Raw genomic sequence first — 24,257 nt, forward strand, 5'->3', positions numbered from 1 at the left:
CCATATATGAATTCAAGTGAATTCAAGTCTCACTCAGGTCTCACTCAGAATCTAATCCAGGAATCCATCGAATCCATCCAGATGCCCAGATAACCAAGCTTGATGCCCAGATGACAGCCGGGCAACGGCTACCCGGGAGACAGGAACATCTGGTCCCGTCTTCTGTCCATCAAGCCAACGCAAGCTCCTGCTCATCAGCCTGTCATCAGTCATCTTGTCATCAAGTCGAGCCTGTCATTAGCCCTCATTAGCCTGGGCTGGGCTAATTCGAGCCGCCCGCCTTATCTAAACATCATCAAAACGGCTGTATCTTGTCCCGCGGCCGCCGCGTTTCGACTCCATGCTCCGCTTGAGATCCGCCTGCCGTTCGTCGCTTTCTCTGAGGAACCTGCTTAATTTGTCCTCAAAGGACTGCTGGACTACACGCCGGTGGGTCCTGCTGCGCTCTGGACGGTAATTTGGGTTGGCCTGCTTGATCGACAACCCGATCTTGCCGTTCTCAACGGTTATAACCTTGACCTTTACAATATCGTTTTCCTTGAGGTAATCCTTGATGTCTTTTACATAGGTGTCCGCGACTTCCGAGATGTGAACCAGACCCGTCTGTCCCCCAGCAAGTTCCACGAAGGCGCCAAAATGGGTTATGCCCGTGATCTTGCCTTCAACAATACTGCCCACCACGACCGACGACATGCTTTCGAGATTCCCCCTTGCAATTGCTTCTTACCAAACGGATAACTATAACAGACAGCTATGCATACAGTCGCGCAGTATTATTATAGCAGCGAGCTACAATTAGTGTCAATCAGGGAAAATCGAGAAACGCCCTAATCACCTATGATAATTCGACCCCGGTCTTTCCGCTCCTTTACCCGGCCCGGCGCACTAGGATCTGAAGGTCTTGCAACCACAAAGGGGGTCTCGCCGGGGTAAACAAGCCCGAGCCGCTCTCTGGCAATTTTCTCAACATATTCGGGGCTCTTGAGGTAGGCTATCTCCGCCTCCATCTCCCTGCACTTCTGCTCCCACACGCGGATTTCCCTGTTTATAGCCGCGACCTGGCGCCTGGCCCGGACCAGTTCCAGGTATTGCGTTGCATACACAATAAATAGAAACACCAAGAGAAGCAATAAAACCAACCTGCGGGCCTCTCGGCGGGCCACTGGTCGCCGGGCCCTTGCCTCCCCGGGGGTAGCGGTAGCTCTTGTTCTAGCGGTAGCCCTTATTGCCGGATATGAGGGTCTCGCAGAGTTCTCACGAATACGAATCCCGGCCCCGGTTGAACCTTTATCCCTGATCATGACGGATCACCACTCGCTTACGCTCGCTCGACGCATTAACTCGCCGCAGGGCCCACCTGCAAACTCGTATATCACATACATACTATATCTATATCCCTTACAATCCCTTACATGTAAGCCCGTCCATCCCATACATCCATAAATGCGCTCATGCGTGCGTAAATGCACTCATACATGCATTTTAGTAATTCTACAAGTGTCCCGGAATCCCTGCAGCAAAGAGGGATTCCTCGTGGCGGGTATTCTTTAGTTTGACGGGATTTTTAGTCTTTCAGGGTCTCCGGCTCCGGCCCTGTCCCCCAATCTCTGGCCCCGCCGGCCTCCCCGGCCTCGCCATGTTGCCTCGCCATGCTGCCAGTCGCCTCTTCAAGGCTCGCGTGATATCTCTCTCACGGATGGCGAGCTGTCGCATAGCTCGTGGCATAGTTGCGGTCACGAACTCGCTCCCAGCCCTGACCCCTCTGAAGATCGCCAGGAAAAGCCCTATCACCCCCGGGCTTACAGTGACCCTATACAAAAAGAAACCCATAGCCGACCCAATGAATACATAAAACCGCACCTCCCCCCAGGTAGTCGAGAGGAGGGCCCCGAAGGCTATGGCCGTGGCGATGGCCCAAAAGGCCAGATCTCCAAATACAGTGCCGAGAGCGTTTGGCTGTATGAAACCCCTGAACACCCGGTAAAAATCGAAGAAAATCCCTATCATAACTCCGACGATGATGGTCGCCAGAAAGGCTGTTATCTGAGAATTTAGAGTCTCCATGGCAAAGCTCCCACCGCCCCGTCCCCCATGCGTCCGAATCCACCCACCTATATACCCACCCGGACGCCTGCATACCCACTTGCCTGCATGTCCGCCCGCCTATCTGCTTCCTATCCGCTTTCTATCTGCTTCCTACTTCATACTTCAGGCTGTCCGCCTCGCAATCCAGGTGAAGAACACGATCCACGTGCATATGCTCAACCACATCAGCCAGACCTTCACCCTCGTCATCAGCACCAGGCCCTTTGCGAGGGCCAGCTCACCCTGGCTGCGAAAGGCCACCCAGATAGAAGCTATGCTCCTTGCGTAACCCTGGGTCTCTTTATATGGAGGGAGCCCGTCGAACTCCTCTGCGTTTGCATACCTGCTCGCAGGGTCGCTGCCTGCGTTATAAGCGGCAAGGGCCACCACAACATTGCCGTTATGCCTGTCAAGGAGCTCCCTCATATATTTCGTGCCAGCCTTTATATTTGCCGATGGAGCGAAAATACAATCATCGCCACATGCGGGCGGCGCATGATCCCCGCTGCATCGTGAGCCGGGATTGAGGTGCCTCCACGTAACCGGCATGATCTGCATAAGCCCCCTGGCGCCTTTGGGTGATACAGCCTCTGGGTTAAACCCGCTTTCTTGCTTTATAATAGCGGCAATTAACGAGGGATCGACGTTATATTTAACGGCATAGAAATTGATCTGATCCGCGTACGGACACCCCCTAACTGTGGCCCGCCCGGATGAGAATTCGGCCAGGACCTGGATCGCCCTGTCAGTCGTATAGTCCGAATAGAAAACAGCGAACCAGGCGGCGAGAAGCAAGAGAATACAAAAAGCGACATAATAGAAAATCCACGCCTTACGAAGGCCCCTGCTAGGCCTCAAGGTATCAGCCACCATCACCGCAGGACTTACTATAAGCTGCAGGGCTGCGCCCAGCATCAATGAGAAAACAGAACGGCGTCTGCGACGGACCCTGTGGCGTTTCATGAGATCCTCCAAAGCCTGAAATCCAGTATCTGGAATTATCCTTACCCTTCCCAATCCCCATCGATATTTCTATTCTTCCTTTGCATCATCTATTATTGTTACGATATATTCTCTATTCTCCAGAGAGGACCTCAATCCTGGCACATGGCGACCATTTTACTTCAATAAGCGCCCGAGCAGGCCTTTCGCCTTCTTCCCAGGCCCCTCGTCGGAATACTCCAGGCCGTGAATATAGCCTTCTATCTCCAGGTTGCCATCATCAAGATTCAAATGCTTGATATGCAGCTCCTTGCCATGAATTAGCAAGACCCCGGCGCTTGTCTCCAATATAACCTCCTGGTCATCAAAGCTCTCCACGTTTGTAACCCCATCGACAGATACCATTTCCCGCTCATTCAACATAATCTTGTGCTGCATCCCCGCGGGCTGCTGCTTCTTCTTGCTGTCATCCATTCCTTCCTCGCCCCTCTCAAGCCTTGTCTCACTTTTCTATATGGTTATGCGGGGAATGGGAAAAAAATGACCACCCTAAAACCAGACTGGGCTAGGCTTGGCCAGGCTGGACCAAGCTGGATCAGAGTGGATCAGGCTGGACCAGTCTGACCAAGCCAGCCGAGCTGAGAAAGGTCGGGATTGGTAAAGCTGGCATAGCCGGTATAGTTCTCGCCGCGAACGGGATACTACACACTAGAAATACCAGAAACATCAGGATTAATTCAAAAGTGCCGTGGCTTATTCCCTGTAAGACATGTAAGAACGGAGGGTGGAGGATGAAAAGATGAAAAGGTCCACAGGCTTCAGACTATTTTACTTGATACTTGTAGCCGTCTCGGTAGGGCTCGTATACAGCATGGCATTTGGCTTATCGGGGTGCCCCGGCCCTGAAGCGAGATTTTCGGAGAAACCCATTCAGAAGTTTGCCAAAGAACCGACCATAACCTTATATATCCACGGGACGGGTCAGAGGGTCAGCATGCCGATAGAAACCTATATCGAGGGCGTCGTCGCCGGCGAGATGGAGAAGAATTGGCCTGTAAACGCGTATGCGGCCCAGGCAATAATAGCCCGGACGTTTACGATGGAGTTCTTGAGCAGGGGCGGCACCCGCAAGCTTCACGGGACGGACATATGCACCGACCCGGAGCATGCCCAGGCGTATAACGCCGCAGCTATCACGCCTGACATAAAAAAGGCCGTCAGCATGACGCGAGGCGAGGTCCTGAGTTACAGGGGACGATATATCCACGCATGGTTTCACGCGCTATGCGGCGGGGAAACCACCCTTGCCCGGGATGGCCTGGCATATAATAAGCCGGAGCCGCCATATACCCAAAGGGTCCGGGACGTCTGCACGAAGTACGTCCCTTCCGAGACTCTATTCTGGAAGGCCTACTTCCCTACACCCGAGGTCAGGCAGACCCTGGCCGGGAAGGGTCTGACAATAGGGGACATAACCCGGATAAGGACTGTTAAGCAGGACCCCACCGGCCGCTCGACCCTCGTCCGCATCTCGCATTCGGCCGGCACGACCGACATCTCCGGTAATGACCTGCGTGTGATGTTGGGGAGCGAGCGGATGCGCTCGACCTGGTTAAGCCGTCTGGATAAGGCCGGCGATGTTGTGGTTATGGAGGGGCGCGGCTTTGGACATGGAGTGGGGATGTGCCAGTGGGGCGCCTACGGGCTGGCTAAAGAAGGCTGGTCGCCTGAGGAGATCGCCACCCATTATTTCAAGGGTGTGCGTATAGTGAAACTCTGGGATTAGCCTAAAGACACGCGAGTATGCATACTACGCTACGGTGCCCGGTCGGATTTTGACCGGGCATCCGGTCAAAATTCAACCGGATCCGGTACCAAATCCCATAATCTATTCCCCCGGATGCTTAGATTCCTCCCATAATAAATCCATCTCGGCAAGGCTCATCTCCTCCACGGGCTTACCGATCTCCTCTGCGCGGGCCTCTATATATTTGAATCGCGCGAGAAACTTATCGGTCGCCCCTTTAAGCGCCAATTCGGGATCGATATTGAGATGTCGCGCCACATTAACGACTGCGAACAGAAGGTCCCCGACCTCCTCGGCAATCCTCATCCTATCCCCAGAGTCCTCGACGGCCGTATGCAACTCCTGCAACTCCTCGTGGATCTTCCCCCAGGCGCCATCAACGCTTTCCCAGTCAAACCCCACCCGCGCGGCCTTGTCTTGGATCTTATATGCCTTCATGAGGCTCGGCAGGGCCCTGGGTATGCCAGCAAAGATAGATGGCCTATCTTTCTCCTCCTGCTTGATCCGCTCCCAATTACGCAATACCTCTTTCTCGCCATCTACGTTTTCATCCCCGAATACGTGCGGGTGGCGCCTGATCATCTTATCGATGATCGCCCGGAGCACGTCGCTCATATCGAACTCGCCATTCTCCCTCGCGATCTGGGAATGAAAAACCACGTGCAGGAGGACGTCCCCGAGCTCTTCGCAAAGCTCCGCCGCGTCACCGGCATCGATGGCGTCGACGACCTCATAAGCCTCCTCCACCAAATTGGCCTTGATAGATTCATGGGTCTGCGCCTTATCCCAGGGGCATCCATGCTCGCCCCTGAGCTCAGCAACGATTTCAACAAGCCGTTCCAGAGAGTAGTCCACTCCTGTATCCCTCGCTTCAATGATACCTCGCTGATACCTCACTTAAATGCGCTTCGATGCGCTGTGCTTCAATACTATTGCTAATTCTAGTTCTCCAATGCTATTCTGTCTATCCTGTTAGCCTAAAAATTGCCTAGTTATTCCCAGACGACATTCTCATTGCCTGTGGCGCCGCACCGCGGCATGGGGAATCTATCCTGCTACTCTGCCATTATCTTATAAGCTTCAGGCGGACGAGAAGCCTCGCGAGCCGCTTCCCCATCGGGAGCATCTCAATATCCTTCTGGTGGAGCGCGCCAGTGGCCAGTAGCGTCAAGCCGTACACGCCGGCCCCGGCAGTCGTAGCCCCCAGGGCCCCCAGCGTATTGCTCCCCGTGGCCCTCATCACTCCATCATAAACAACGATCACCGCGATCCCCATAACAAAAGTCGCCAGGACCGGTTTCGCCACCTTATCTCTCACGTCGAGGGACAATCCGAGCATCTTATAGAGGTCTATAATATTCAAGATCGACGATAAACCAAACCCCGCCACAGTGCCGAGCGCCGCACCCCTTATACCGATTGCCGGGATCCCCGTGAGCACATAATTGACTATCGCCTTGACAATGGCGCCCTTCAGGAGGTTCTTGACAGGGATCGAAACAGCCCCGAGGCCCTGCAAGACCCCGGACGACGTCTGCTGGAGGCAGAGAAACAACGTCCCGAAGGCGAGGGCCCTGAGCGAGACACCCGCCTGTGGCAACCTATAGAACATCATGCAGAACTCATCGGCGAGGAGGTAGAGGCCGAGCGAAGCCGGCAGGCCTATCAGAAACCCCAGCCAGACTATGTCCTGCGCCCGCGACAAGAGAAGCCTGCGATCCTGAAAAGCAACCGCCTCCGATACAGCCGGGACCGCGCTGGTCGCGAGCGCCGTAGTCAGGACCGTCGGGAAGTAAACCAGAGGCAACGCCATGCCGGTCAACTGGCCGTAAAGCCTTGTAACCTCCGCGCCGAGGATGCCGGCGGCATGGAGCCTCACCGGGACAAGCGCCGCATCCACAACCTGCATCAACGGCATGATGGCAGCACCAAGGACTATTGGCAGCGACAGGGAGAACACCTGCACGGCCAGAGCCGTTGACGATCTCATATAGGGATCCACCACCCGCGCCGGGCTGACCCCCTCGCTCCCGCTCCCGCTCCCGGTCCCGGCCCCGGTCCCGGTCCCGGCCGTAAGCGCAACAGCCTCGCCCCCATCGATTCCAGGAACGCCACCCCTATAATAGGCCGCGATCAGGATCGCGAAGCCAGCAACTCCCCCCGCTACAGCCCCAAAGGCTGCCCCGGCAGCGGAATACTCGATCCCTCTGGGGAGAAGGATATATGCCAGGCCTATCATGAAAAACACCCTGATGAGCTGCTCGCCGATTTGAGAGGCTGCGCTCGTCTCCATCCTTTGAAGGCCCTGAAAATAACCCCTGAAGCCGGACATGACCGACAGGATCAGGACAGCGGGCGCAGTAGCGTAAATTGAATATGCCGCGCGGGTATCTTTGAGGACCACCCTGGAAAGGTAGCCCGCGGTCATGAACAACACCGCGGTTGAAAAAATCCCGGTGAAGGCGAGAATCATTGTTGCTACTCTGAGTATATAACGCGTGCCCCGGCGATTTCCCTTGGCAGCCTGCTCGGCGACGAGCTTCGATACAGCGACAGGCACGCCGGCAGTGGAGAAGACAAGAAACATTGAGTATATCGGGTAGGCCATCTGGAAAAGGCCCATACCCTCGTCCCCGATCATGGCGGGCAAGATAATTCTCGAGATAGCACCAACCACCCTGTTAGCTAGCCCCGCGACGGCCAAAATAGCGGCGCCGCGCACAAAAGATCCCCTCGACATCCTGGCATCCCAGCCACCTTTCAACGCTTCGACATTTACTATATTTACTATTCTTCTCTTCCATCCCGCTCACTATATGTCTTCTATTCCACTTGCTATACGCTCTATATTTCTATGGTCATGTCTATAGTCTATATGCTGCTCGCTATATTTTCTACACCCAATGAGATATCCCTGCCATCCGATCAAAAACACTGCCCCGCCCGGCCAGAACACAAACGTGACATACAGCTCACATATAGCATAAAAAAACAGCAGGCCCTCCGGCTTGCTGTTTCCAACATTTATGTCCCAGTCTTGATCGCGAAAGACCCGGAAAGGCCTGCTTCTATTGCTCCATCTGCCTCGCAAGGAAGCCCGCGGCGGTCTCAGTGAGTTTAACCTCCAGGTCTCCCATCTTCACGTCCGGTGTCATGGATGTCAGGATAACTGCCCCGATCGGGTCCCCCTCAGCGATGATGGGGGCTATCACCTCCGCAGTAAATTTGCACTCATCGCCCTCCTCTATCACGGGGCATGCCTCGCAGTATTCATCCCGCCCCGGCTCGTTGATCACCACAGTCTTGCGCGCCTCCATTGCCCTCTCCACGGCAGGGGAGATACGCTTATCGACAAACTGCTTCTTGGGTGCCCCGGCCACAGCGATTATAGCATCCCGGTCCGCTATGCATGCAATATGTCCTGTAGCCTCATTTAAGGAATCCACATATTCCTTGGCGAAATCCCCTAGTTCGCCGATAGGGGAATACTTCTTCAGAATCACCTCGCCGTCGCGATCTACAAATATTTCAAGCGGGTCACCCTCGCGTATTCTCAACGTCCTCCTTATTTCCTTGGGTATTACTACCCGTCCGAGATCATCTATGCGTCTGACTATCCCTGTCGCCTTCACTGCCACCCCTCCTTCTCGCGATATTTGCGCAACCACTTGCAACTGGCTAACGATAGTATCTATACGCTTTAACATTTTTATTCATTTTTTCCACCGTATTTCCCCTGTTCTTTAGCACTACCGGTAGCCATAAATGAAATATTAGATATCCCGTCTACATAGTATAGATTAACCAATTTGGCTTAAATAATGCGTTGCAACCAGCCCAAAGGCAGGGCCCAAAGGCAGGGTTCCGAGGTCCGTGGGGCGTAGCCTGGGGTCGGAGACCGGAGGCTGAGGTCCGTGGTTGGGGATCGAGGTTTGTGTCCGGCCGCCATCTAAATGCTAATCAGCAGAAGGCAACTGGGTAACTGGATAACTTGGTAACTGGGTAACTGGTAAATGCTAACGCTAACCGCTAGCGACCCGCCTCTCCCCGATACCCGAGCCTGAAAGCATTCCATCTATAAACTTTACAAGGTCGAGGTCTGCCATCCCCCCAACCTTCACCTTGAGCACCGGCGAGCGTCCGAAGCTCACCGTGACCCTTCCCCGGTTGGGGCGGACCACATTATTCATGAGAACCTCGCCGGAGATAGGGATGCCTGCATCGAACCTTATAGATACAACATCCCGTTCCCTTATAATGGAGGCAACGCCCATCTCACGCGCGATGATCTTCACTCTCGCGATTCCCAGCAGACATTGAACAGGGATGGGAGGTTTGCCGAACCTGTCACACACCTCCGCCTCGAGTTCATCTACATCATCGAGGCTCTCGAGGCGACTGATCTTCTTGTAGATCTCGATCTTCTGCTTCGAATCCGGGATATAGTCATCGCTGATAAATGCGCTGATCCCCAGCTCTATAGAAACCTCCGGGGCGCTCTCCCGTAAGCTTACGCCCTCTCCCTTCAATTCGCTGATAGACTCCCTGAGCATCCGCGCATATAGCTCAAAACCGACCGAGGCTATGTGCCCGTGTTGCTCGGGGCCCAGAATGTTCCCTGCCCCGCGGATCTCGAGATCGCGCATGGCTATCTTAAATCCCGACCCCAGGTCAGTGAACTCCTTTATCGCCTGGAGCCTCTTCTCAGCGACCTCAGACAGGACTTTCTCCTTGCGGTACATAAAATAGGCATAGGCAACGCGGTTGCTCCTCCCGACGCGCCCCCTCAGCTGGTAGAGCTGCGCAAGTCCCATGTGATCCGCGTCCAAGACTACCAGGGTGTTGACATTGGGGATATCCAGGCCGTTTTCAATAATCGTGGTGCATACGAGCACATCATATTCCCTATCGAGGAACTGCAACATGACGCGCTCGAGGTGCTCGTCATACATCTGGCCGTGCGCGACGCCAATCCTGGCCTCTGGGACAAGCTCCGATAGGTGTCTAACAACGTTATCAATTGATTGGACCCTGTTGCACACAAAATAGACCTGCCCGCCGCGATCCATTTCCCTCAAGATGGCCTCGCGGATCAGGCTCTCATCATGCTCCACCACGTAGGTCTTCACAGGGAACCTATCCTCGGGAGGCGTGTTGATTACGCTCATATCGCGGATGCCCACGAGGGCCATATGCAGGGTCCTGGGAATGGGCGTCGCCGTGAGCGTGAGCACGTCGACAGAGTGGCGCAGCTCCTTGAGCCTTTCCTTATGGAGCACGCCAAATCTCTGCTCCTCATCAACCACGAGAAGGCCCAGGTCCTTGAATTTAACGTCTGGCTGCAGGAGCCTGTGGGTCCCGATTACAATATCCATCTCGCCCTTGCGCAGCTTCCTCAGGATTTCCTTTTGTTCCTTATTAGACTGAAAGCGGCTCAGGACAGCTATATTGACTGGAAACCCCTGGAACCTGTCGGTGAACGTGGTAAAGTGCTGCTGTGCGAGGATGGTTGTGGGCACCAGCATGGCAACCTGCTTGCTATCCATAACAGCCTTGAAAGCCGCCCGCAGGGCAACCTCGGTCTTGCCATAGCCCACATCCCCGCACAGCAGACGGTCCATCGGCCGTTGCTTCTCCATGTCCCGCTTGACTTCCTGGATGGCGCGCCACTGGTCGGGCGTCTCTTCATAGGGGAACGCGTCCTCAAACTCCTTCTGCCATACTGTATCGGGTGAAAAGGCGTGACCCTGTATCGTCTCCCTGGCAGCATAAAGCTCGAGAAGGCCCTTCGCTATATCACGGACGGATTCCTTCACGCGGTTCCTGACCTTTGCCCACTCGGTGCCCCCCAGCTTGTAGAGCTTCGGGGGGGAATCCTCAATTCCAATGTACTTCTGCAGGAGCTCCACCTGGTCCGTGGGGACATATAGCCTGTCCTCGCCGGCATATTTCACCACGAGGTAATCCCGCTTGGCGCCGGCCACCTCGAGGGTCTCAACTCCCAGGTATTTGCCGATCCCATGATTCACGTGTACCACATAATCCCCGGGGTCCAGGTCAAGATATGAGGCTATGCGCGCGCCCCTTTCAACAGGGGCCAGTCGCGCCCTCTGCTTCGAATTCCCGTAGATTTCATTGTCCGTTAATACCATTAACCTGAGCGATGGAAACTCAAAGCCACTCTCGAGGTGCCCTACAGTCACGACTATGTTGCCCGGCCTCAGTTCCTGGCCGATATTCTTAACAAAGATAGCGCCGATCTCCTCTTCCCTGAGCGTCTCGACCAGCCTTGCGGCACGCTCTTCTGTGGAGACTACCATGGCCACCCGGTATCTCTTCCGCTTCCAGTTCTTAACGTCCTTCGCCAGTAAATCAAATTTCCCGTGAAACACCTCAGCAGGTTTCCCCGAAAACGTATGCACGCGCTCTTTTCGCTGGAGGTCCAAGCCCTTAGACATCAATATGAACCATATAGACTGTCGCCTGGACAGCCCGTCAAAAACCTCATCGGGTTGAGCGAAGATAGAAACCTGCTCCGGGAGAAGCTGGCCCTTTTCCAGAAGCGATATATAATCCTCATGAAGCTCCCTCGTGAATCCGATCAGGGCTTCCTTCAGCCGGGCGGGCTCATCGAGGATAACCACCGGATTGGTCGCGTAGTCCAGCAGCGACTGCATGTCAGGATAGAAGTAAGGGAGATATTGCTCGTCCGAATCAAAATAAACCCCTTCCTTGAGTTTCTCCAGGTGCTCGGCGAGTCTCTCCAGGCGCCCGGCAGCATTCCCCTTCCCTGGAACTGCCTTCCCTAAACCGGGACTTCCTACCTCGCTCTCAAGCGCCCGGAGCCCGGCAGCTCTAATCTCATCCCTCATTACAAATTCCCTGCAGGGAATGATGGTGACGGACTGGAGCGAGCGAATAGATCGCTGGGTTTCCCCATTGAACTCCCTGATTGAATCAACTTCATCATCGAAAAATTCTATGCGAACCGGGTGCTCGCTGGCCAGGGGGTAAATATCCACGATACCGCCCCTGATGGAGAATCCCCCTCTATCCTCCACCTTTTCCATGCGCTGGTATCCCATGAAAACGAGGTCTGCGGCCAGGTCCTGGAGGTCGATGAGGTCATGGATGCTGATGGTTCGGATGAGACCCCTGAATACATCCGCGGGGATTAGCTTCCGCGCCAGTGACTTGACCGGGACAACCACCATAAGCTTGCGGTCACCACGAAGAAGCGCCTCCTCGACCTGGAGACGCGCGCTGGTTATGCTTACACCCTCCCTCGTATCCTCATTGGGGAGGACCTCGCGGGGCGGGAAAAATAATAACTCATCCGGCGAGAGAAAGGTCTTGAGGTCAGAGAAAAGCCTCTCAGCCTGTTGCGTGCTGTAACTCACGATGATGAACGGCCTGGACGACGGCGCGTTCAAGTAGAGGCCCGCCAGGAAGTAACTTTTCTGAGAAGATGATAGCCCGTATACCAGCTGCTCCTGCTGCCCGTGCGCGATGCCGTCCAGCACCGCCTCAAATTCGTTTGACTCCGTGATGGCTTCAAGCAGGCCGTTATGCATCTGATTCCCTCTTTCACATTTCACATGGTTTTCCTTCACTTGATCTTCTTTCGCACAATTCATACTCAATGTATAAATCTATACTCCATATCAAGATATCTGTATTTGATATTTAACTTGATTTGACTTGGGTTGTCTCTGTTGAATCGTCCTTGAAATATTGGATCGCTTTCGAGACTCGGATCTATTGCGCGCCAAAGATCGGCTTCATATACATACACCTCGAGATTCAAGACACGCCCTTAGGCTTAGGTACACGCAAAAAGACACGTAGAACCCCCATCAAGGGAACCTGATCCTAAGGGGGGGTCCGCTCGTGCAAATCAATAAGAGCACAAGTCAACAAAGGCGCGTCGCGGCCACACTACGACGACATCAGACTAAGGAACCATGACAGGCACCCTGGATGCCCGGATACCTTAAAATACCGTAGAATATATAACAAACAAGCATCCTATTAGCACCTCTATACCTCAAGGCAACGTCAATGCAGCCTCGGCTCGCCTATGAAACCTGCACCCGAATCTGCATCCAGATTTATACTGGCAAAGCAATCGTCACATAGCGAACTTATAAAAACCCTGCCCTGCCTGTGCTTCAAGTCAATTATATCTTCGCAGCCTTCCTGCGTCAAGTCTCCGGCACCGCCGCCACCGCCCGCTATTCCGGGGTTTACTTCGTCCGCGTCAAATTCGGCTATCAAATCCCCGCAGCAGTCACATATGTAACAGACTTTTACCATTCAGGTCTTCACCCCCTATCTCAGCTTCTCACGAGGAACTTCAACACAAGCAGATTCCAGGTAAGGTGCGCAAGGGAGGCCGCACCAATGCCCCCAAGGATGTTGCCGCCGCCAGCGATGACTTCGAGCGTGATCGCGCCAAAGAGGAGATGCCCTGCAGCGCTTATGATGCCGGCGCCTATACCCGTCCTGGAGCCTGTAACCAGGTCAAAGAACCCCTCAACTGCCCCGAAGATGGCATGGACGGCAACTATGGACATAGGCCCCGCAAGCAGGATTGCGAGAAGGGTCTTGGCCCCTTCCTCTATAAACGGCGAAATCGCGACTGTAAAAGCCGGTCGGGCCTTCTGGAGCATATATCTGTTCAGGATGAAGACTGTGCCGGCCGCAAGCAAGGCAGCAAGAAGACTCCTCATCGCGCAACTTCTTGATTCATCCCTATCTGCTTCCCTTGATTCATCTTCAAACCATCTGCTTTCTGAACTTGATATTGGTAGAGTTGGCACAAGAACCCGCCGGACTTCTTCAGAAGCATAGAAAGTATGGGCGGGGCGAATCGAGAGGTATTTTGCCACGCAACCGGGCATGATATTCGTCGGGTACATAATTACACTGTAACCGCAGGGACTATAGTCACAAGGGGAATTACAGGGGGATTGCTTGCGAAAAAGGATGCAATACAACAAAAATAAAAGGACACAAAAAAGGGAAAAGGACACAAAAAAGGGCATAATAAAGAGGCGCCGTTATGACGGCGCCTCTCTTCATCTTCATTTAGCTCATTTCATTTAGTTCATTTAGCTTCGAGTCAAAGAGCTTCGTCGAAGAGCCCCCTCATCAAGGCACGTCAAGGAGCTTAACGTCAAATCCCGTTGAATTCATTCATGGCATCAGCGACCCCGCGAGTTACAATCACCTTTACAGCTTCCGCAGCTCTCTGGATCGCCCCGGTCACCACCTCGAGCTCCTCCTTCGTAAACCAGCCCAACACGTATTCAGCCGGGTCCTGCGACGGGGCGGGGCGGCCGATGCCAATCCTGACGCGCGGGAACCGGTCCGCGCCCAGCCCCTCGATTATAGACTTCATCCCATTATGCCCGCCGCTGGACCCCCCGGGGCGGACCCTGATCCGCCCCGGGGCGAGATCCATATCATCGTGGATGACAACCAGGTCGCAGGCACCGAGGCCGTGTCCGTCCAGAAGCGCCCTGACAGCCACCCCGCTCCTATTCATATAAGTCAAGGGCTTGGCGAGGATGAGCGTCTCGCCCGCAAGAAGCCCTGAACCCACAAGGGCATAGTACCGCCTTTCCGTAAAGGCAATGCCGAGGTCGCGGCCAATAGCGTCGGCGACCATGAAGCCGACGTTATGCCGCGAACCCTCGTATGAGCTCCCGGGATTCCCAAGACCGACAATGAGTTTCACTCAGCGACCTTCTCCTTGGCCTCACCACCGCCAACCTCAGCGCCGGCGCCAGCCTCGGCCCCTTCGGCCCCCGGCTTCGGCGCCTCAACCTCGGCCCGGCTCGGCAGGATAACCGAGACGACAATCTCCTCGGGCGGGGTCAAGACCTTCACCTCTCCAGGGAGCTTGAGATCGCCCACATGGATTGACTCGCCGACTGTGAGGCCTGATACGTCAATCTCCACCTTCTCGGGAATGGCCGTCGGGAGCGCATGGATTTCGAGCTCCCAGAGAACGTGCTCGAGGATGCCACCATCGCTCTTCCGGTTCTCCTCACCCACCAGGACCACGGGCACAGTCATCGTGATGGCCTCTGTGAGAGACACCTCCTGGAAATCCACGTGAGTTATATTGCCCTTTATGGCATCGCGCTGCGAATCCTTGATTATGACCGTCTTATCGACTGTCTTATCCGGGGCCCCGTTAGCCCCAGCACCCTCAAGAGCAAGCTTTATAATCTTACCGCTCGCGCCCTCGCGCAGCAGCTTCGCCAGTTCCTTGACGTCTACGCTCACCGGCGTGACAGGCTTGCCCTTGCCGTAGACTATACCAGGGATCTTCCCGCTCATTCTCAGCCGCCTTACGGGACCTTTCCCCAGATCATTCCTGATTTCCGCCTTAAGCACCGCTTCCTTCAAACTCCATCCACTCCCTTTTACTTATACCTCAATACCTCAATACCCCAGCACCTCGATACCTCAGCACCTCAAGCCTCGATACCCCGACAATACCTCAATCCCTCAATATCCGTCAATACGCCGCTACACCAGGCCTCATAACGATATGGAGTCCTCCAACCCTGACCCTCGCGGGGCTCCAGGTGGGTGCAAGTACCGGTTCTGCGAATACCGTCCCTATACGAAACCGTCCTTAATAAAAGTATATCACGCTGTGCCCAAAACTTGAAGGGACAAACGGACGAGACGGATAACCCCGGGGGACCTCGGGGAACCTGTCCCATCGCGTGCCATCCCCAGCCAGCACCGCCAATCAAAACCGCTAATCAGACTAGTCAAAAAGGATGCTTACAGAAAGCTCGCCATAGATCCTCTTTATGGCCTCACTGAGGAGGGGAGCCACTGACAGCACCTTTATCTTATCGCATTTGACGTCGGGCTTCAGGGGTATCGTATTCGTCACAACCGTCTCCTTGATAACGGAATCCCGTATCCGCTCCTCTGCGTGCCCCGACAGCACAGCGTGCGTGCAACATGCATACACCTCGGTCGCTCCTGCCTCATCGAGAACCCTGGCCACCTCAACAAGCGTCCCGGCTGTATCGATTATGTCGTCCACGATCAGCGCGGGTTTCCCCTTGACGTCGCCTATTATATGCATAACCTCCGCCACGTTGGCCTCAGGCCGCCTCTTGTCGACTATAGCCAGGCCTGCATGCAATCGCTCAGCCATAGCCCTCGCCCGCGCCACTCCGCCGACATCCGGGGATACTACAACACCCCGGAAGCCCTTTTCTTTATAATATCCCGCAAGAATGGGCATGGCGAGCAACGGGTCCACGGGGATATCGAAGAATCCCTGAATCTGCCCGGCGTGCAGGTCCACGGTCACCATCCTGTTCGCGCCCGCGGTAACGATGAGGTTCGCGACAAGCTTGGCTGTGATCGGGTCCCGCGGCGCGGCCTTGCGATCCTGCCTCGCATAGCCGTAATATGGTATAACCGCCGTTATAGTCTTGGCGGATGCCCTGCGGAGAGCATCCATGATTATCAAGAGCTCCATTAGGTTATCATTTACGGGGTTACATGTAGGTTGAATAACGAATACGTCGGCACCGCGCACGCTCTCCTCGATGCGGACGCGCGTCTCCCCATCCTTGAATCTATCAACCTTCATCAAGCCGAGCCTGATTCCGAGGTGGTCAACAATCTCCTGCGCAAGCTGTGGATTCGCTGTCCCTGCGAAAACCTTTATCTTTCTACAAGGCGAACGCACCGGAGATCCCCCTCTCTGCCTCGCTTTTTTTTATTCTCTTCTCGTCTCTATTCCCCTTATCCCCCTCTATCTCGCTCCCCTTATTCCGCTCCTTGCTCCTCTTTTTGTCCTTCTTTCTATTCTTCTTTCTATTCTTCTTTCTGTTCCTCTTTTTGTTTCCCCTGTTTTTGTTCTTCCTGTTTTTGTTCTTCGGTTTGCCGTCTCCTAGCAACCCAGTTTTCGATATTTCGCTGGTGGCCACGGGCTATGCCCAGGGCGCCTTCAGGCACATCCATGGTGATCGTGGAGCCGGCGGCCACGTAGGCCCCTTTATGTATGTTAACCGGCGCGACAAGATTTGTGTTGCTCCCGATAAAGACATTATCCCCGATCAGGGTCTTGTGCTTGCGCCTCCCGTCGTAGTTGCACGTTATGGTCCCGGCCCCAATGTTCACGCCCTCGCCCAGGGTGGCATCGCCGACGTAGCTCTGGTGCGGGACCTTGCTCCCCTTTCCTATGTAAGACTTCTTTATCTCGACGAACGTCCCGACCCTGGCCCCTTCCTCAACTACGGTCTCAGGCCTGATATAGGCAAACGGCCCTACCGATGCGCCCGGACCGATCGAGCTCTGGTAGATAACGGCGTTTTCGATCTTCGCCCCGCTGCCGACCTTTACATCCCGGAGTCTCACATTCGGCCCGATGACGCAATCCTCGCCGATAGATGTCGCGCCCTCGATGAAAGACAGGGGGTATATTATGGTGTCCCGGCCTATCGTCACCCCTTCGTCTATAAATGTCGTCCCGGGATCTATCATTGTGACGCCCTCATCCATGTGCCTCTGCCTGATACGCTCCCTCAAAATGGCCTCGGCCTCGGCAAGCTGTCTCCGGGAATTGATGCCCTTCACCGTGGAGCTATCCCGGGCGACGACCGCGTGAACCTTCCTGCCCATCCCGGCCAGTATCCCGATGGCATCCGTGAGGTAGTATTCCTTCTGAGCATTGCTAGCATCGATGCATTTAAGGCTCTCAAACAGCGAGGAGGCACGGAAGCAATATATCGAGGTATTCATCTCGCGAATCGCCGCCTCTTCAGGGGAAGCGTCCCTCTCCTCGACTACTTTTGTAACATTCCCCTGGTTATCGCGAACGACACGGCCGAAATCTATGGGCTCATCGAATATGGCACTAAGTATGGTGACGTCGGCGCCATTTCGCCGGTGCTCCTCGACCAGCCGGACGATATCCGGGGTCTCGAGCAACGGCATGTCACCGGCCATCACCAAGACATCGCACGCGCCCATTCCGCTGGCTTCACCCGGGTCTTCGCTCGCGCTCACGCCCGCGCTTATGCCCGCGCTCGCGTCCCTGCCCTTGCCCTCGCCGCGCAGGCGCATGTAGTCCTCAATCACCTCTCGCGCCTGCATCACGGCGTGGGCTGTGCCGAGTTGTTCCTCCTGGTAGACATACTCCACCTCGGATCCGAGCTCGGCCTCGACCGCTTCGCGCCCGTGGCCCACAACGACCACAACCTTCGCCGCCCCGGCCTCCCTGGCCACCTTGACGGCGTACCTGATTATGGGCCGGCCGCACAATTTATGCATAACCTTGGGTAGCTTGGATTTCATTCGCTTCCCCAGGCCCGCAGCGAGTATGACAGCAATCAAATCCAGATTGTCGCATAGATTATCGCGGGAGCCCGAACCCAGGCTCCAATCCAGGCCCCTATGAGGCCCCATGTCCATGCAAATACCCCCCTGTGGACTGTTACCATCGTGTTATTACAGCGTGTCACCAGAAGCAGCTATAGCTGCTCAATTGCTGTCTGGAAAACCCCGGTGGATTTCTGCTTATTGACCTGATTAGGGCGGGCATTGGCCTGGCCAGCACTGACCTGATTAGCACCGACCTGATCAGGAAGAACGCCAAGAGAATTCAGAAAGAACACCAGGAGAATCAGAAAGAGCAACAAAAAAATATAAGCCTGCTGACACCTATCTTGCTACGGGTAGCATCGGGCACATCGCAGGCATACCGTAATATGCAAAACATACAAATCCTACACCCCTCGCGGAAACTGCGGAAGCTACCCCCTGGAAACGAGCCTCCTTAGAAAATCGGGGGCTAGCCGCCAAAATAACCAGAAGCTAACCACCAGGAAGGAATAAACGCTAGCCAATCGTCACCCCGGGACAGCCCCATCCCAGTGCCGGTTGAAAGCAGCTTCCAATTCCAATTATATAGCATTCTCGTGACAAAGCAACTACTTCTGCGGACCCTACGGGCCTTCAGGTTGATATGGTCCCCCAGGTTGATGCATAAAAACATCCCCCAATTCATTCAAATTCATTCGAATAGAATCAACCCCAGGGCATCGTAGGTGTCATCAACTACCTCCCCCGTAACTCTGAGTTTGCGCGATTTTTGGAAGGCCTTTACCGCCTCGACCGTGGATTCGCCGTAAGCCCCGTCAGGCTCGCCCTTGAAGAAGCCCAGGTGTTTAAGCCGCTTCTGGACCTCCAGGACATCCGCCCCGCGCTCGCCGGGGCCGAGGAGCCTCCTGGGAACGCGCAGGGGGTCGAAGGGATTGCCGGTTATCTTTACCGGCGCCCCTATTTTTATCCAGTCAAAAATCAATTCGACATCATGATTAAACATCCTTATGCACCCGCCGCTCGCCGCTGTCCCTATCGACCATGGCTTGTTTGTCCCATGAATGCCATAGATGCCCCACGGGACATTGAGACCCATCCAGCGCGTTCCAAACCCGCCGCTCCAGGCCCCCTTCTTTATAACCTTCCACTCGCCCGGGGGGGATGGCGTCGAAGGCTTGCCGACGGCGACCGGGAACTCGGCATAAGGCTTCTTGTCCGAGAAGACAGTCAGGGTTCGTCTTTCGGTGTCGATCACGATGGCTACCTTGCCCTTTGGCGCAGTTGAAGGACGGGCGGCCACCGGCTTTACAGGGTCGAGCGATAGCGCGAGCTCGCCGAGCTTGGCCCACGTGCGGGGCCCAATAACTGCATCCGGCATGAGGACGCTCGCGGCCTGAAAGCGCGCAACCGCGATGGCCGTCGCGGGACCATAGATGCCATCCACCTTGCCGGGGTCGTAGCCAGCCCGCTTGAGGAGGGACTGGATAACCCTGATGTCACCGGCCGCTCCACCGGCCACCCTGCCGGCATTTTCGGGCCATGGTGAGATCGTCCCTTCCGGCTCGCAGCTACAAGAGTATAATGGCAGATACCCCCCGCTCCGGGCCGCCTCCTGATCCCACTCCTGCCCTTGAGCCCGCTGGCGCTCCATCGCCTGCCCGGGCAGCCTCGAGGCCTCCCGCCCGGGAGCCCCCTCTATGCCGGCGCGCATCTTACCACTGCCGCTACCGCTATCGCTACCACTGTGGCCCGAAGGCCAGTAGACGTGGACGTCAGGCTGGTAGATATCACCGGCCAGCCTGACCAGCGGGATGAGAAGGAGGAGTTCCGCGGCCATGGCTGCGATAATGAGGACCAGCCATAAGAGAATGCTATTAGAAGGCCTCATTCTGAATAAAACCACCCTCCGTTGTCTATCGAGAATCGCGATGACTTCGTCATTCCAATGACCCCATTGTTCTAATACCCCCGTTGTTCCGATGCTTTCGCTGTTCTAATGATTTCGCTGCTCCGATGACTCCGTTGCTCCGATTACTGGCGGACATCTCCGGAGTCCGGAATCCTCTTCGCGATTACTCCGCAATTACGCCAGCCAGCCGGCGGCCATTAGCCGATAATAAGTATTCCATAAGATAGAGGTTTTTCTGCATTTTTGTTTAACATAATCATAGGTACATGGCTGGCATAGGTTACATGGCATAAGGAATTGAGGAAGTGAGGGCAGCGTTGACCATTAGAGGCGATAGCACCATTCAGCTTCAGATTCAAATTCCAGAGCACATCATGAGGGTCACTCATACCTTGAAGCAGAATGGCCATGCAGCATTCATCGTCGGGGGCGCTGTCCGGGATGCCCTGATGGGCCGGACGCCAAAGGATTGGGATGTCACAACCGACGCCACCCCTGATGAGGTGGAGAGGCTCTTTGGGGACCGGGCTATACCAACTGGAAAGCGCTTTGGCACGATAACCGTTGTGGCGGCGCAAACGGAGCATGCAGCAAAGGGTGGAATGCCTGACATGGCCCTCAGAGTCTCTGGGGCCCCCATTGCTGATGGCCACCCTATCGGTGCCCCGGCAGAGCCCCCTGGTTTAGCTGGTTTAGCCGGTTTAGCAGCGCCGCCGGGAGGAGAGCAGGCGGTGTGGAAGTCGGTCGAGGTTACCACGTTCCGGGCGGACGGCGTTTACTCCGACGGCCGCCGGCCCGACAGCGTTACGTTCTCCCATGATATCCTGGACGACCTCGCCCGGCGCGATTTCACGATCAACGCGATGGCCTACGACCCCTTCAAGCACCGGCTCGTAGACCCGTACGGCGGCACCAGGGATATAGCCCGGAGGCGGATAGCCAGCGTCGGCGATCCGGGAGAGCGCTTCAGGGAGGACGCACTGCGCATGCTGAGAGGGATAAGGTTAGCCTCTGAGCTGGGATTCGATGTCGCCCCTGAGGTGATGCGCGCCATAGCCGCAAACCGGGACCTCATAGTCAACGTTTCATGGGAAAGGATCAGGGATGAGCTGACCAGGGTCCTGCTCTCGGAGCGCCCGGCAAAGGGCATCGACCTAGCCCGGGAGGCGGGCCTGCTCCAGCATATCCTGCCGGAGCTCGTGCCCTCCATAGGTATGAAGCAGGGCGAGCTGCACACGCGGACGGTCTTTGAACACGCCCTGGCTGCAGCCGAGCACATCGAGGCCGCCCTCGGGCTCAGGCTCGCCGCGCTGCTGCACGATAGCGGCAAGCCGCGGACGCTGAGTTATGATGAGGCTGGGAATATCAGGTTCCCCAACCACCACGAGGTTGGGGCCCAGCTCGCGCGCGAGGCCCTGACGAGGCTCCGCTACCCAAAGGAGTTCATCGAGCGGGTCAGCCTCCTCGTGAAGATGCACATGTTTTATTACGACCCCTCCATGCCGGATAAGGCTGTGCGACGTCTGGTCGCAAAGTTTGGCGCTGATTTCTTCGCGGATCTCGCAAAGCTGCGCGAGGCGGACAGGTTCGCAACTGGCACCCTCGTGGGGGTGGGCCAGAATATGAGCCTTTTCATGGAGCGGCTCGAAAAGGTCATGAGCGAGGGCGTGGCGCTCGACATTCGCGATCTCGCCGTCAACGGGAAGGACGTTATGGAGATTCTCGGGGTACCCGAAGGCCCAGAGGTGGGCAGGGTGCTCCATTCGCTCCTGGATCGGGTCCTCGAAGACCCGGAGCTTAACACCCGGGAGAATCTCATAGAATTAATTAAGGGCGAGGGCAGAAATTTGGGAATCAGGAATGCGGGAATGCAGGGATAGAATGGCGCAGGAGTGTGGGAAGGAGGGAGAGGAATAGTGCAATTAGTGCAAGAAGGAGGCTGCAATAGCTCGCAAATGCTGCAACAGCGTAGAAATATAGGGCAACGGCGCAGGAAAATAGGAATTATGAATCTATGGAAGGAATATACTGAAAGACCGCGAAGTTTTAAAGGGGGCATGGAAGGATAAATATCCCAATTGGGAATAGCCCTCTAATCGAGCGAAATGAGGAGGTAAGGAGGCTATGGATGATAGAAATACGCGTACAGTGAAGTTCATCACCCAAACTGCCGTCTTGCTCGCTATTACGCTTGCCGTCCAGATGCTGGGCCTCCCGCAGCCATTCACGGGGCCGGCGGTCAACGCCATGCTCCTCCTGACATGCATATATGTCGGGATCGCGGGCGGCGTCATAGTGGGGCTCCTGACGCCATGGATCGCCTTCCTGCGCGGCATCCTCGCGCCGCCCCTCGCCCCGATGATCCCCTTTATCATGCTGGGGAATGCCGTCCTGGTGATCGTCTTCGGCCTCGCGAGGAGATTCTGGGGGAAAGGGGTCGCGGGCTCCGCCGCAGGGATAGTCATCGGCGCCATCGTAAAATATCTCGTCCTTTCCTCCGCTGTGCGATTTCTCGTCGAGGTCCCGCCCAAGATCGCCGTGGCGATGCAGACACCCCAGCTGGTTACAGCTCTCGTGGGCGGGGTTGCGGCCCTCGTGATCGAGCGCGCGTTGAACGCGGCTCTACGCAGAGGGTAGGGAAAGAGTAAAGAAAGAAAGGAACGTCGTGACGCTATGCGCCATGCGCACAGGGGCGATAAACGACCCCACGTTATAGTGGACGCAAGATCCATCACCTTCGACCATGACCCCGAGATCACGCCTAGCGGCGTTCTCCTTGTTCCAGCCGCAGAGTTCGCCATGGAGCTTGGGGGCACTGCCAGGTGTGACCTACCAGGGCCACATGGAGGGCCTGACTCGGGCGGCGAAGTCTTTATCGAGGCGCGCGGCCACCTCCTCCGCATGAGGCCGGGATCCAGAGTCGCCTATATAGATGGCAACGAGGCTTACCTGCCCGAGACGCCAAGGCTGTACCTCAAATCCGGCGAGGTTATAGCTATGGTGCCGGCGCGATTTGTCGCGGAAGGCCTCGGAGCCCGCGTCGACTGGGATAGGGAGACCAGCGCGACGATAATCATGTTCCCGGAGCCGTGCCTTGCGACTGGCCCCGTTGTGATCGACCCAGGCCATGGCGGTCGCGATAGCGGGGCGGTAGGGTCATCCCTGGGGCTCCTCGAGAAGGATATAAACCTTGACGTCGCGAAGAGGCTAGCGCATCTCATAACGCTTGCCGGCGGAAAGCCCGTTGCGACCAGGGAGGGCGATTCCTTTGTGCCTCTGAAAAGGCGCGTCGAGCTCTCAAATTCGCTTGCCGGCGTCCGGGCATTCGCCAGCATCCATTGCAACTCGCATAGCGATAAAACCGCGGCCGGCATAGAGACTTATTATCATGAAGGTCTCAATAATCTCCTCAATAGTCTCAATAAAGGTCTCCACGCGAAGAACCCTACCGCAGCCGTCGGAGCAGCGGCTGGCGGAGCGCCCAATGGTAAGCTGCTAGCCTCCAGCATCCAGAGCGAGCTGGTGCAGGAACTCGGCCGCGTTGATCGCGGCGTCAAAGGGGCAGGCTTCTACGTGCTCCGGCACACAAAGGCCCCGGCCGCCCTGGTTGAGGTCGCATTCATAAGCAACCCCGGCGAGGAGGAGTTGCTCGGCACGCCGGGATTTCGAGCAAGCGCGGCGCAGGGGATATACAAGGGCCTGGTCCAGTTTCTCAAGGGATTTCAAACCTAGATTCTGATCCTGACCAGGTTGGCGCCTTGGACCAGCCGATCAATCCTTCTTGACCAAGATTTGGGCGTCTTTAGGCAGCGCCATACCAACCGCCACCTCCACGGCCTTCAGAATGCCCGAGGGGACGGGGCAGCCAGGGTGCGGACAAAACTTGGACGCCAGCTGGTAGGTAATGGTGTTGACCGCCCGGCTCAAGACCTCCTTGAAGGCGTCCAGGCTCTTGAGCTCCCCAGCGAGCTTTTGAATGTTGGGACAATCGCTCTCGATCGCGAGGGCTACGTTCTGCATATCGCTCGTTTCAGCCTTGACTCTTGTCACGAACCCGCAAATGCCGCTATGGATTTCAGCCGTAGCCAAAACATTTACCTCCCTCGTCAAGTAGTATGCGTTTGCCGCTACACGGGCTGGTGT

The 24,257-nt window shown here is 55.8% G+C and carries 23 protein-coding genes; 4 read left to right on the top strand and 19 right to left on the bottom strand.

Annotated elements, in window-relative coordinates; genetic code table 11:
* Window positions 1-285: 285 nt before the first annotated feature.
* From HPY71_09520 to yabP, 5 genes are all read right to left on the bottom strand, one after another.
* The gene (locus tag HPY71_09520) at window positions 286-693 is read right to left on the bottom strand and encodes a S1 RNA-binding domain-containing protein (protein NPV53746.1); all 408 of its coding nucleotides are present in this window, start codon (window positions 691-693) and stop codon (window positions 286-288) included.
* A gap of 134 nt (window positions 694-827) precedes the next feature.
* Window positions 828-1,301: a septum formation initiator family protein gene (locus HPY71_09525; GenBank protein ID NPV53747.1), complete on the bottom strand. Its 474-nt coding sequence runs from the start codon at window positions 1,299-1,301 to the stop codon at window positions 828-830.
* Between the two features lie 271 nt (window positions 1,302-1,572).
* Window positions 1,573-2,064, bottom strand: a complete 492-nt coding sequence (gene yabQ, locus HPY71_09530) for a spore cortex biosynthesis protein YabQ (GenBank protein ID NPV53748.1) — start codon at window positions 2,062-2,064, stop codon at window positions 1,573-1,575.
* A 144-nt stretch (window positions 2,065-2,208) separates the two neighbouring features.
* On the bottom strand, window positions 2,209-3,000 hold the full coding sequence (locus HPY71_09535; GenBank protein NPV53749.1) for a lytic transglycosylase domain-containing protein: 792 nt from the start codon (window positions 2,998-3,000) through the stop codon (window positions 2,209-2,211).
* Between the two features lie 204 nt (window positions 3,001-3,204).
* A complete protein-coding gene (yabP, locus tag HPY71_09540) occupies window positions 3,205-3,501 on the bottom strand; it encodes a sporulation protein YabP (protein NPV53750.1) in 297 nt (98 codons plus the stop codon).
* A gap of 325 nt (window positions 3,502-3,826) precedes the next feature.
* On the opposite strand from yabP, the gene HPY71_09545 reads away from it, so the two are divergent.
* Window positions 3,827-4,813 carry a SpoIID/LytB domain-containing protein gene (locus HPY71_09545; GenBank protein ID NPV53751.1) on the top strand — a complete coding sequence of 329 codons (987 nt, stop codon included), beginning with the start codon at window positions 3,827-3,829 and terminating at the stop codon, window positions 4,811-4,813.
* A gap of 102 nt (window positions 4,814-4,915) precedes the next feature.
* Here HPY71_09545 and mazG read toward each other — a convergent pair whose 3' ends face one another.
* The 13 genes from mazG to HPY71_09610 form a co-directional block, all read right to left on the bottom strand.
* Window positions 4,916-5,689 (bottom strand): nucleoside triphosphate pyrophosphohydrolase, encoded by a 774-nt coding sequence (mazG, locus tag HPY71_09550; protein ID NPV53752.1) that lies wholly within the window; start codon window positions 5,687-5,689, stop codon window positions 4,916-4,918.
* Between the two features lie 211 nt (window positions 5,690-5,900).
* A complete protein-coding gene (locus tag HPY71_09555) occupies window positions 5,901-7,574 on the bottom strand; it encodes a polysaccharide biosynthesis protein (protein ID NPV53753.1) in 1,674 nt (557 codons plus the stop codon).
* 328 nt (window positions 7,575-7,902) lie between these two features.
* Entirely contained in the window at window positions 7,903-8,466 is a 564-nt protein-coding gene (gene spoVT / locus HPY71_09560; protein ID NPV53754.1) for a stage V sporulation protein T, read from the bottom strand.
* Between the two features lie 390 nt (window positions 8,467-8,856).
* Window positions 8,857-12,408 carry a transcription-repair coupling factor gene (gene mfd, locus HPY71_09565; GenBank protein NPV53755.1) on the bottom strand — a complete coding sequence of 1,184 codons (3,552 nt, stop codon included), beginning with the start codon at window positions 12,406-12,408 and terminating at the stop codon, window positions 8,857-8,859.
* A gap of 484 nt (window positions 12,409-12,892) precedes the next feature.
* Complete coding sequence (locus HPY71_09570) at window positions 12,893-13,150, bottom strand: hypothetical protein (GenBank protein NPV53756.1); 258 nt, start codon at window positions 13,148-13,150, stop codon at window positions 12,893-12,895.
* 20 nt (window positions 13,151-13,170) lie between these two features.
* Window positions 13,171-13,566, bottom strand: coding sequence for a hypothetical protein (locus HPY71_09575; protein ID NPV53757.1), 396 nt, complete (start codon window positions 13,564-13,566; stop codon window positions 13,171-13,173).
* A 446-nt stretch (window positions 13,567-14,012) separates the two neighbouring features.
* On the bottom strand, window positions 14,013-14,576 hold the full coding sequence (locus HPY71_09580; protein NPV53758.1) for an aminoacyl-tRNA hydrolase: 564 nt from the start codon (window positions 14,574-14,576) through the stop codon (window positions 14,013-14,015).
* A complete protein-coding gene (locus HPY71_09585; protein ID NPV53759.1) occupies window positions 14,573-15,253 on the bottom strand; it encodes a 50S ribosomal protein L25 in 681 nt (226 codons plus the stop codon). The genes HPY71_09580 and HPY71_09585 overlap by 4 nt, the downstream gene beginning before the upstream one ends.
* A gap of 370 nt (window positions 15,254-15,623) precedes the next feature.
* Window positions 15,624-16,568, bottom strand: a complete 945-nt coding sequence (locus HPY71_09590) for a ribose-phosphate pyrophosphokinase (protein ID NPV53760.1) — start codon at window positions 16,566-16,568, stop codon at window positions 15,624-15,626.
* A complete protein-coding gene (locus tag HPY71_09595) occupies window positions 16,552-16,779 on the bottom strand; it encodes a hypothetical protein (GenBank protein ID NPV53761.1) in 228 nt (75 codons plus the stop codon). Before HPY71_09595 ends, HPY71_09590 begins: the two co-directional genes overlap by 17 nt.
* On the bottom strand, window positions 16,697-18,223 hold the full coding sequence (glmU, locus tag HPY71_09600) for a bifunctional UDP-N-acetylglucosamine diphosphorylase/glucosamine-1-phosphate N-acetyltransferase GlmU (GenBank protein NPV53762.1): 1,527 nt from the start codon (window positions 18,221-18,223) through the stop codon (window positions 16,697-16,699). Before glmU ends, HPY71_09595 begins: the two co-directional genes overlap by 83 nt.
* A gap of 131 nt (window positions 18,224-18,354) precedes the next feature.
* A complete protein-coding gene (locus tag HPY71_09605) occupies window positions 18,355-18,498 on the bottom strand; it encodes a hypothetical protein (GenBank protein ID NPV53763.1) in 144 nt (47 codons plus the stop codon).
* A gap of 398 nt (window positions 18,499-18,896) precedes the next feature.
* Complete coding sequence (locus HPY71_09610; protein ID NPV53764.1) at window positions 18,897-19,583, bottom strand: L,D-transpeptidase family protein; 687 nt, start codon at window positions 19,581-19,583, stop codon at window positions 18,897-18,899.
* A gap of 836 nt (window positions 19,584-20,419) precedes the next feature.
* Here HPY71_09610 and HPY71_09615 point away from each other — a divergent pair.
* From HPY71_09615 to HPY71_09625, 3 genes are all read left to right on the top strand, one after another.
* A complete protein-coding gene (locus HPY71_09615; GenBank protein ID NPV53765.1) occupies window positions 20,420-21,994 on the top strand; it encodes a CCA tRNA nucleotidyltransferase in 1,575 nt (524 codons plus the stop codon).
* 244 nt (window positions 21,995-22,238) lie between these two features.
* The gene (locus HPY71_09620) at window positions 22,239-22,751 is read left to right on the top strand and encodes an ECF transporter S component (protein ID NPV53766.1); all 513 of its coding nucleotides are present in this window, start codon (window positions 22,239-22,241) and stop codon (window positions 22,749-22,751) included.
* Between the two features lie 78 nt (window positions 22,752-22,829).
* Window positions 22,830-23,846, top strand: a complete 1,017-nt coding sequence (locus tag HPY71_09625) for a hypothetical protein (GenBank protein ID NPV53767.1) — start codon at window positions 22,830-22,832, stop codon at window positions 23,844-23,846.
* Window positions 23,847-23,885: 39 nt separating this feature from the next.
* Here the strand turns inward: HPY71_09625 and HPY71_09630 are convergent, their stop codons facing one another.
* Entirely contained in the window at window positions 23,886-24,203 is a 318-nt protein-coding gene (locus HPY71_09630) for a hypothetical protein (protein NPV53768.1), read from the bottom strand.
* Between the last annotated feature and the right edge of the window lie 54 nt (window positions 24,204-24,257).

Source organism: Bacillota bacterium (assembly GCA_013178125.1).
In the GTDB taxonomy this organism is placed as follows: Bacteria; Bacillota; SHA-98; order Ch115; family JABLXJ01; genus JABLXL01.

What these genes read in the sequence shown, in the direction of transcription:
- HPY71_09520 (NPV53746.1), bottom strand. Translation starts at nt 693, where the DNA reads ATGTCGTCGGTCGTGGTGGGCAGTATTGTTGAAGGCAAGATCACGGGC.
- HPY71_09525 (NPV53747.1), bottom strand. Translation starts at nt 1,301, where the DNA reads ATGATCAGGGATAAAGGTTCAACCGGGGCCGGGATTCGTATTCGTGAG.
- yabQ (NPV53748.1), bottom strand. Translation starts at nt 2,064, where the DNA reads ATGGAGACTCTAAATTCTCAGATAACAGCCTTTCTGGCGACCATCATC.
- HPY71_09535 (NPV53749.1), bottom strand. Translation starts at nt 3,000, where the DNA reads ATGCTGGGCGCAGCCCTGCAGCTTATAGTAAGTCCTGCGGTGATGGTG.
- yabP (NPV53750.1), bottom strand. Translation starts at nt 3,501, where the DNA reads ATGGATGACAGCAAGAAGAAGCAGCAGCCCGCGGGGATGCAGCACAAG.
- HPY71_09545 (NPV53751.1), top strand. Translation starts at nt 3,827, where the DNA reads ATGAAAAGGTCCACAGGCTTCAGACTATTTTACTTGATACTTGTAGCC.
- HPY71_09555 (NPV53753.1), bottom strand. Translation starts at nt 7,574, where the DNA reads ATGTCGAGGGGATCTTTTGTGCGCGGCGCCGCTATTTTGGCCGTCGCG.
- mfd (NPV53755.1), bottom strand. Translation starts at nt 12,408, where the DNA reads ATGCATAACGGCCTGCTTGAAGCCATCACGGAGTCAAACGAATTTGAG.
- HPY71_09570 (NPV53756.1), bottom strand. Translation starts at nt 13,150, where the DNA reads ATGGTAAAAGTCTGTTACATATGTGACTGCTGCGGGGATTTGATAGCC.
- HPY71_09575 (NPV53757.1), bottom strand. Translation starts at nt 13,566, where the DNA reads ATGAGGAGTCTTCTTGCTGCCTTGCTTGCGGCCGGCACAGTCTTCATC.
- HPY71_09610 (NPV53764.1), bottom strand. Translation starts at nt 19,583, where the DNA reads ATGCCGGATGCAGTTATTGGGCCCCGCACGTGGGCCAAGCTCGGCGAG.
- HPY71_09620 (NPV53766.1), top strand. Translation starts at nt 22,239, where the DNA reads ATGGATGATAGAAATACGCGTACAGTGAAGTTCATCACCCAAACTGCC.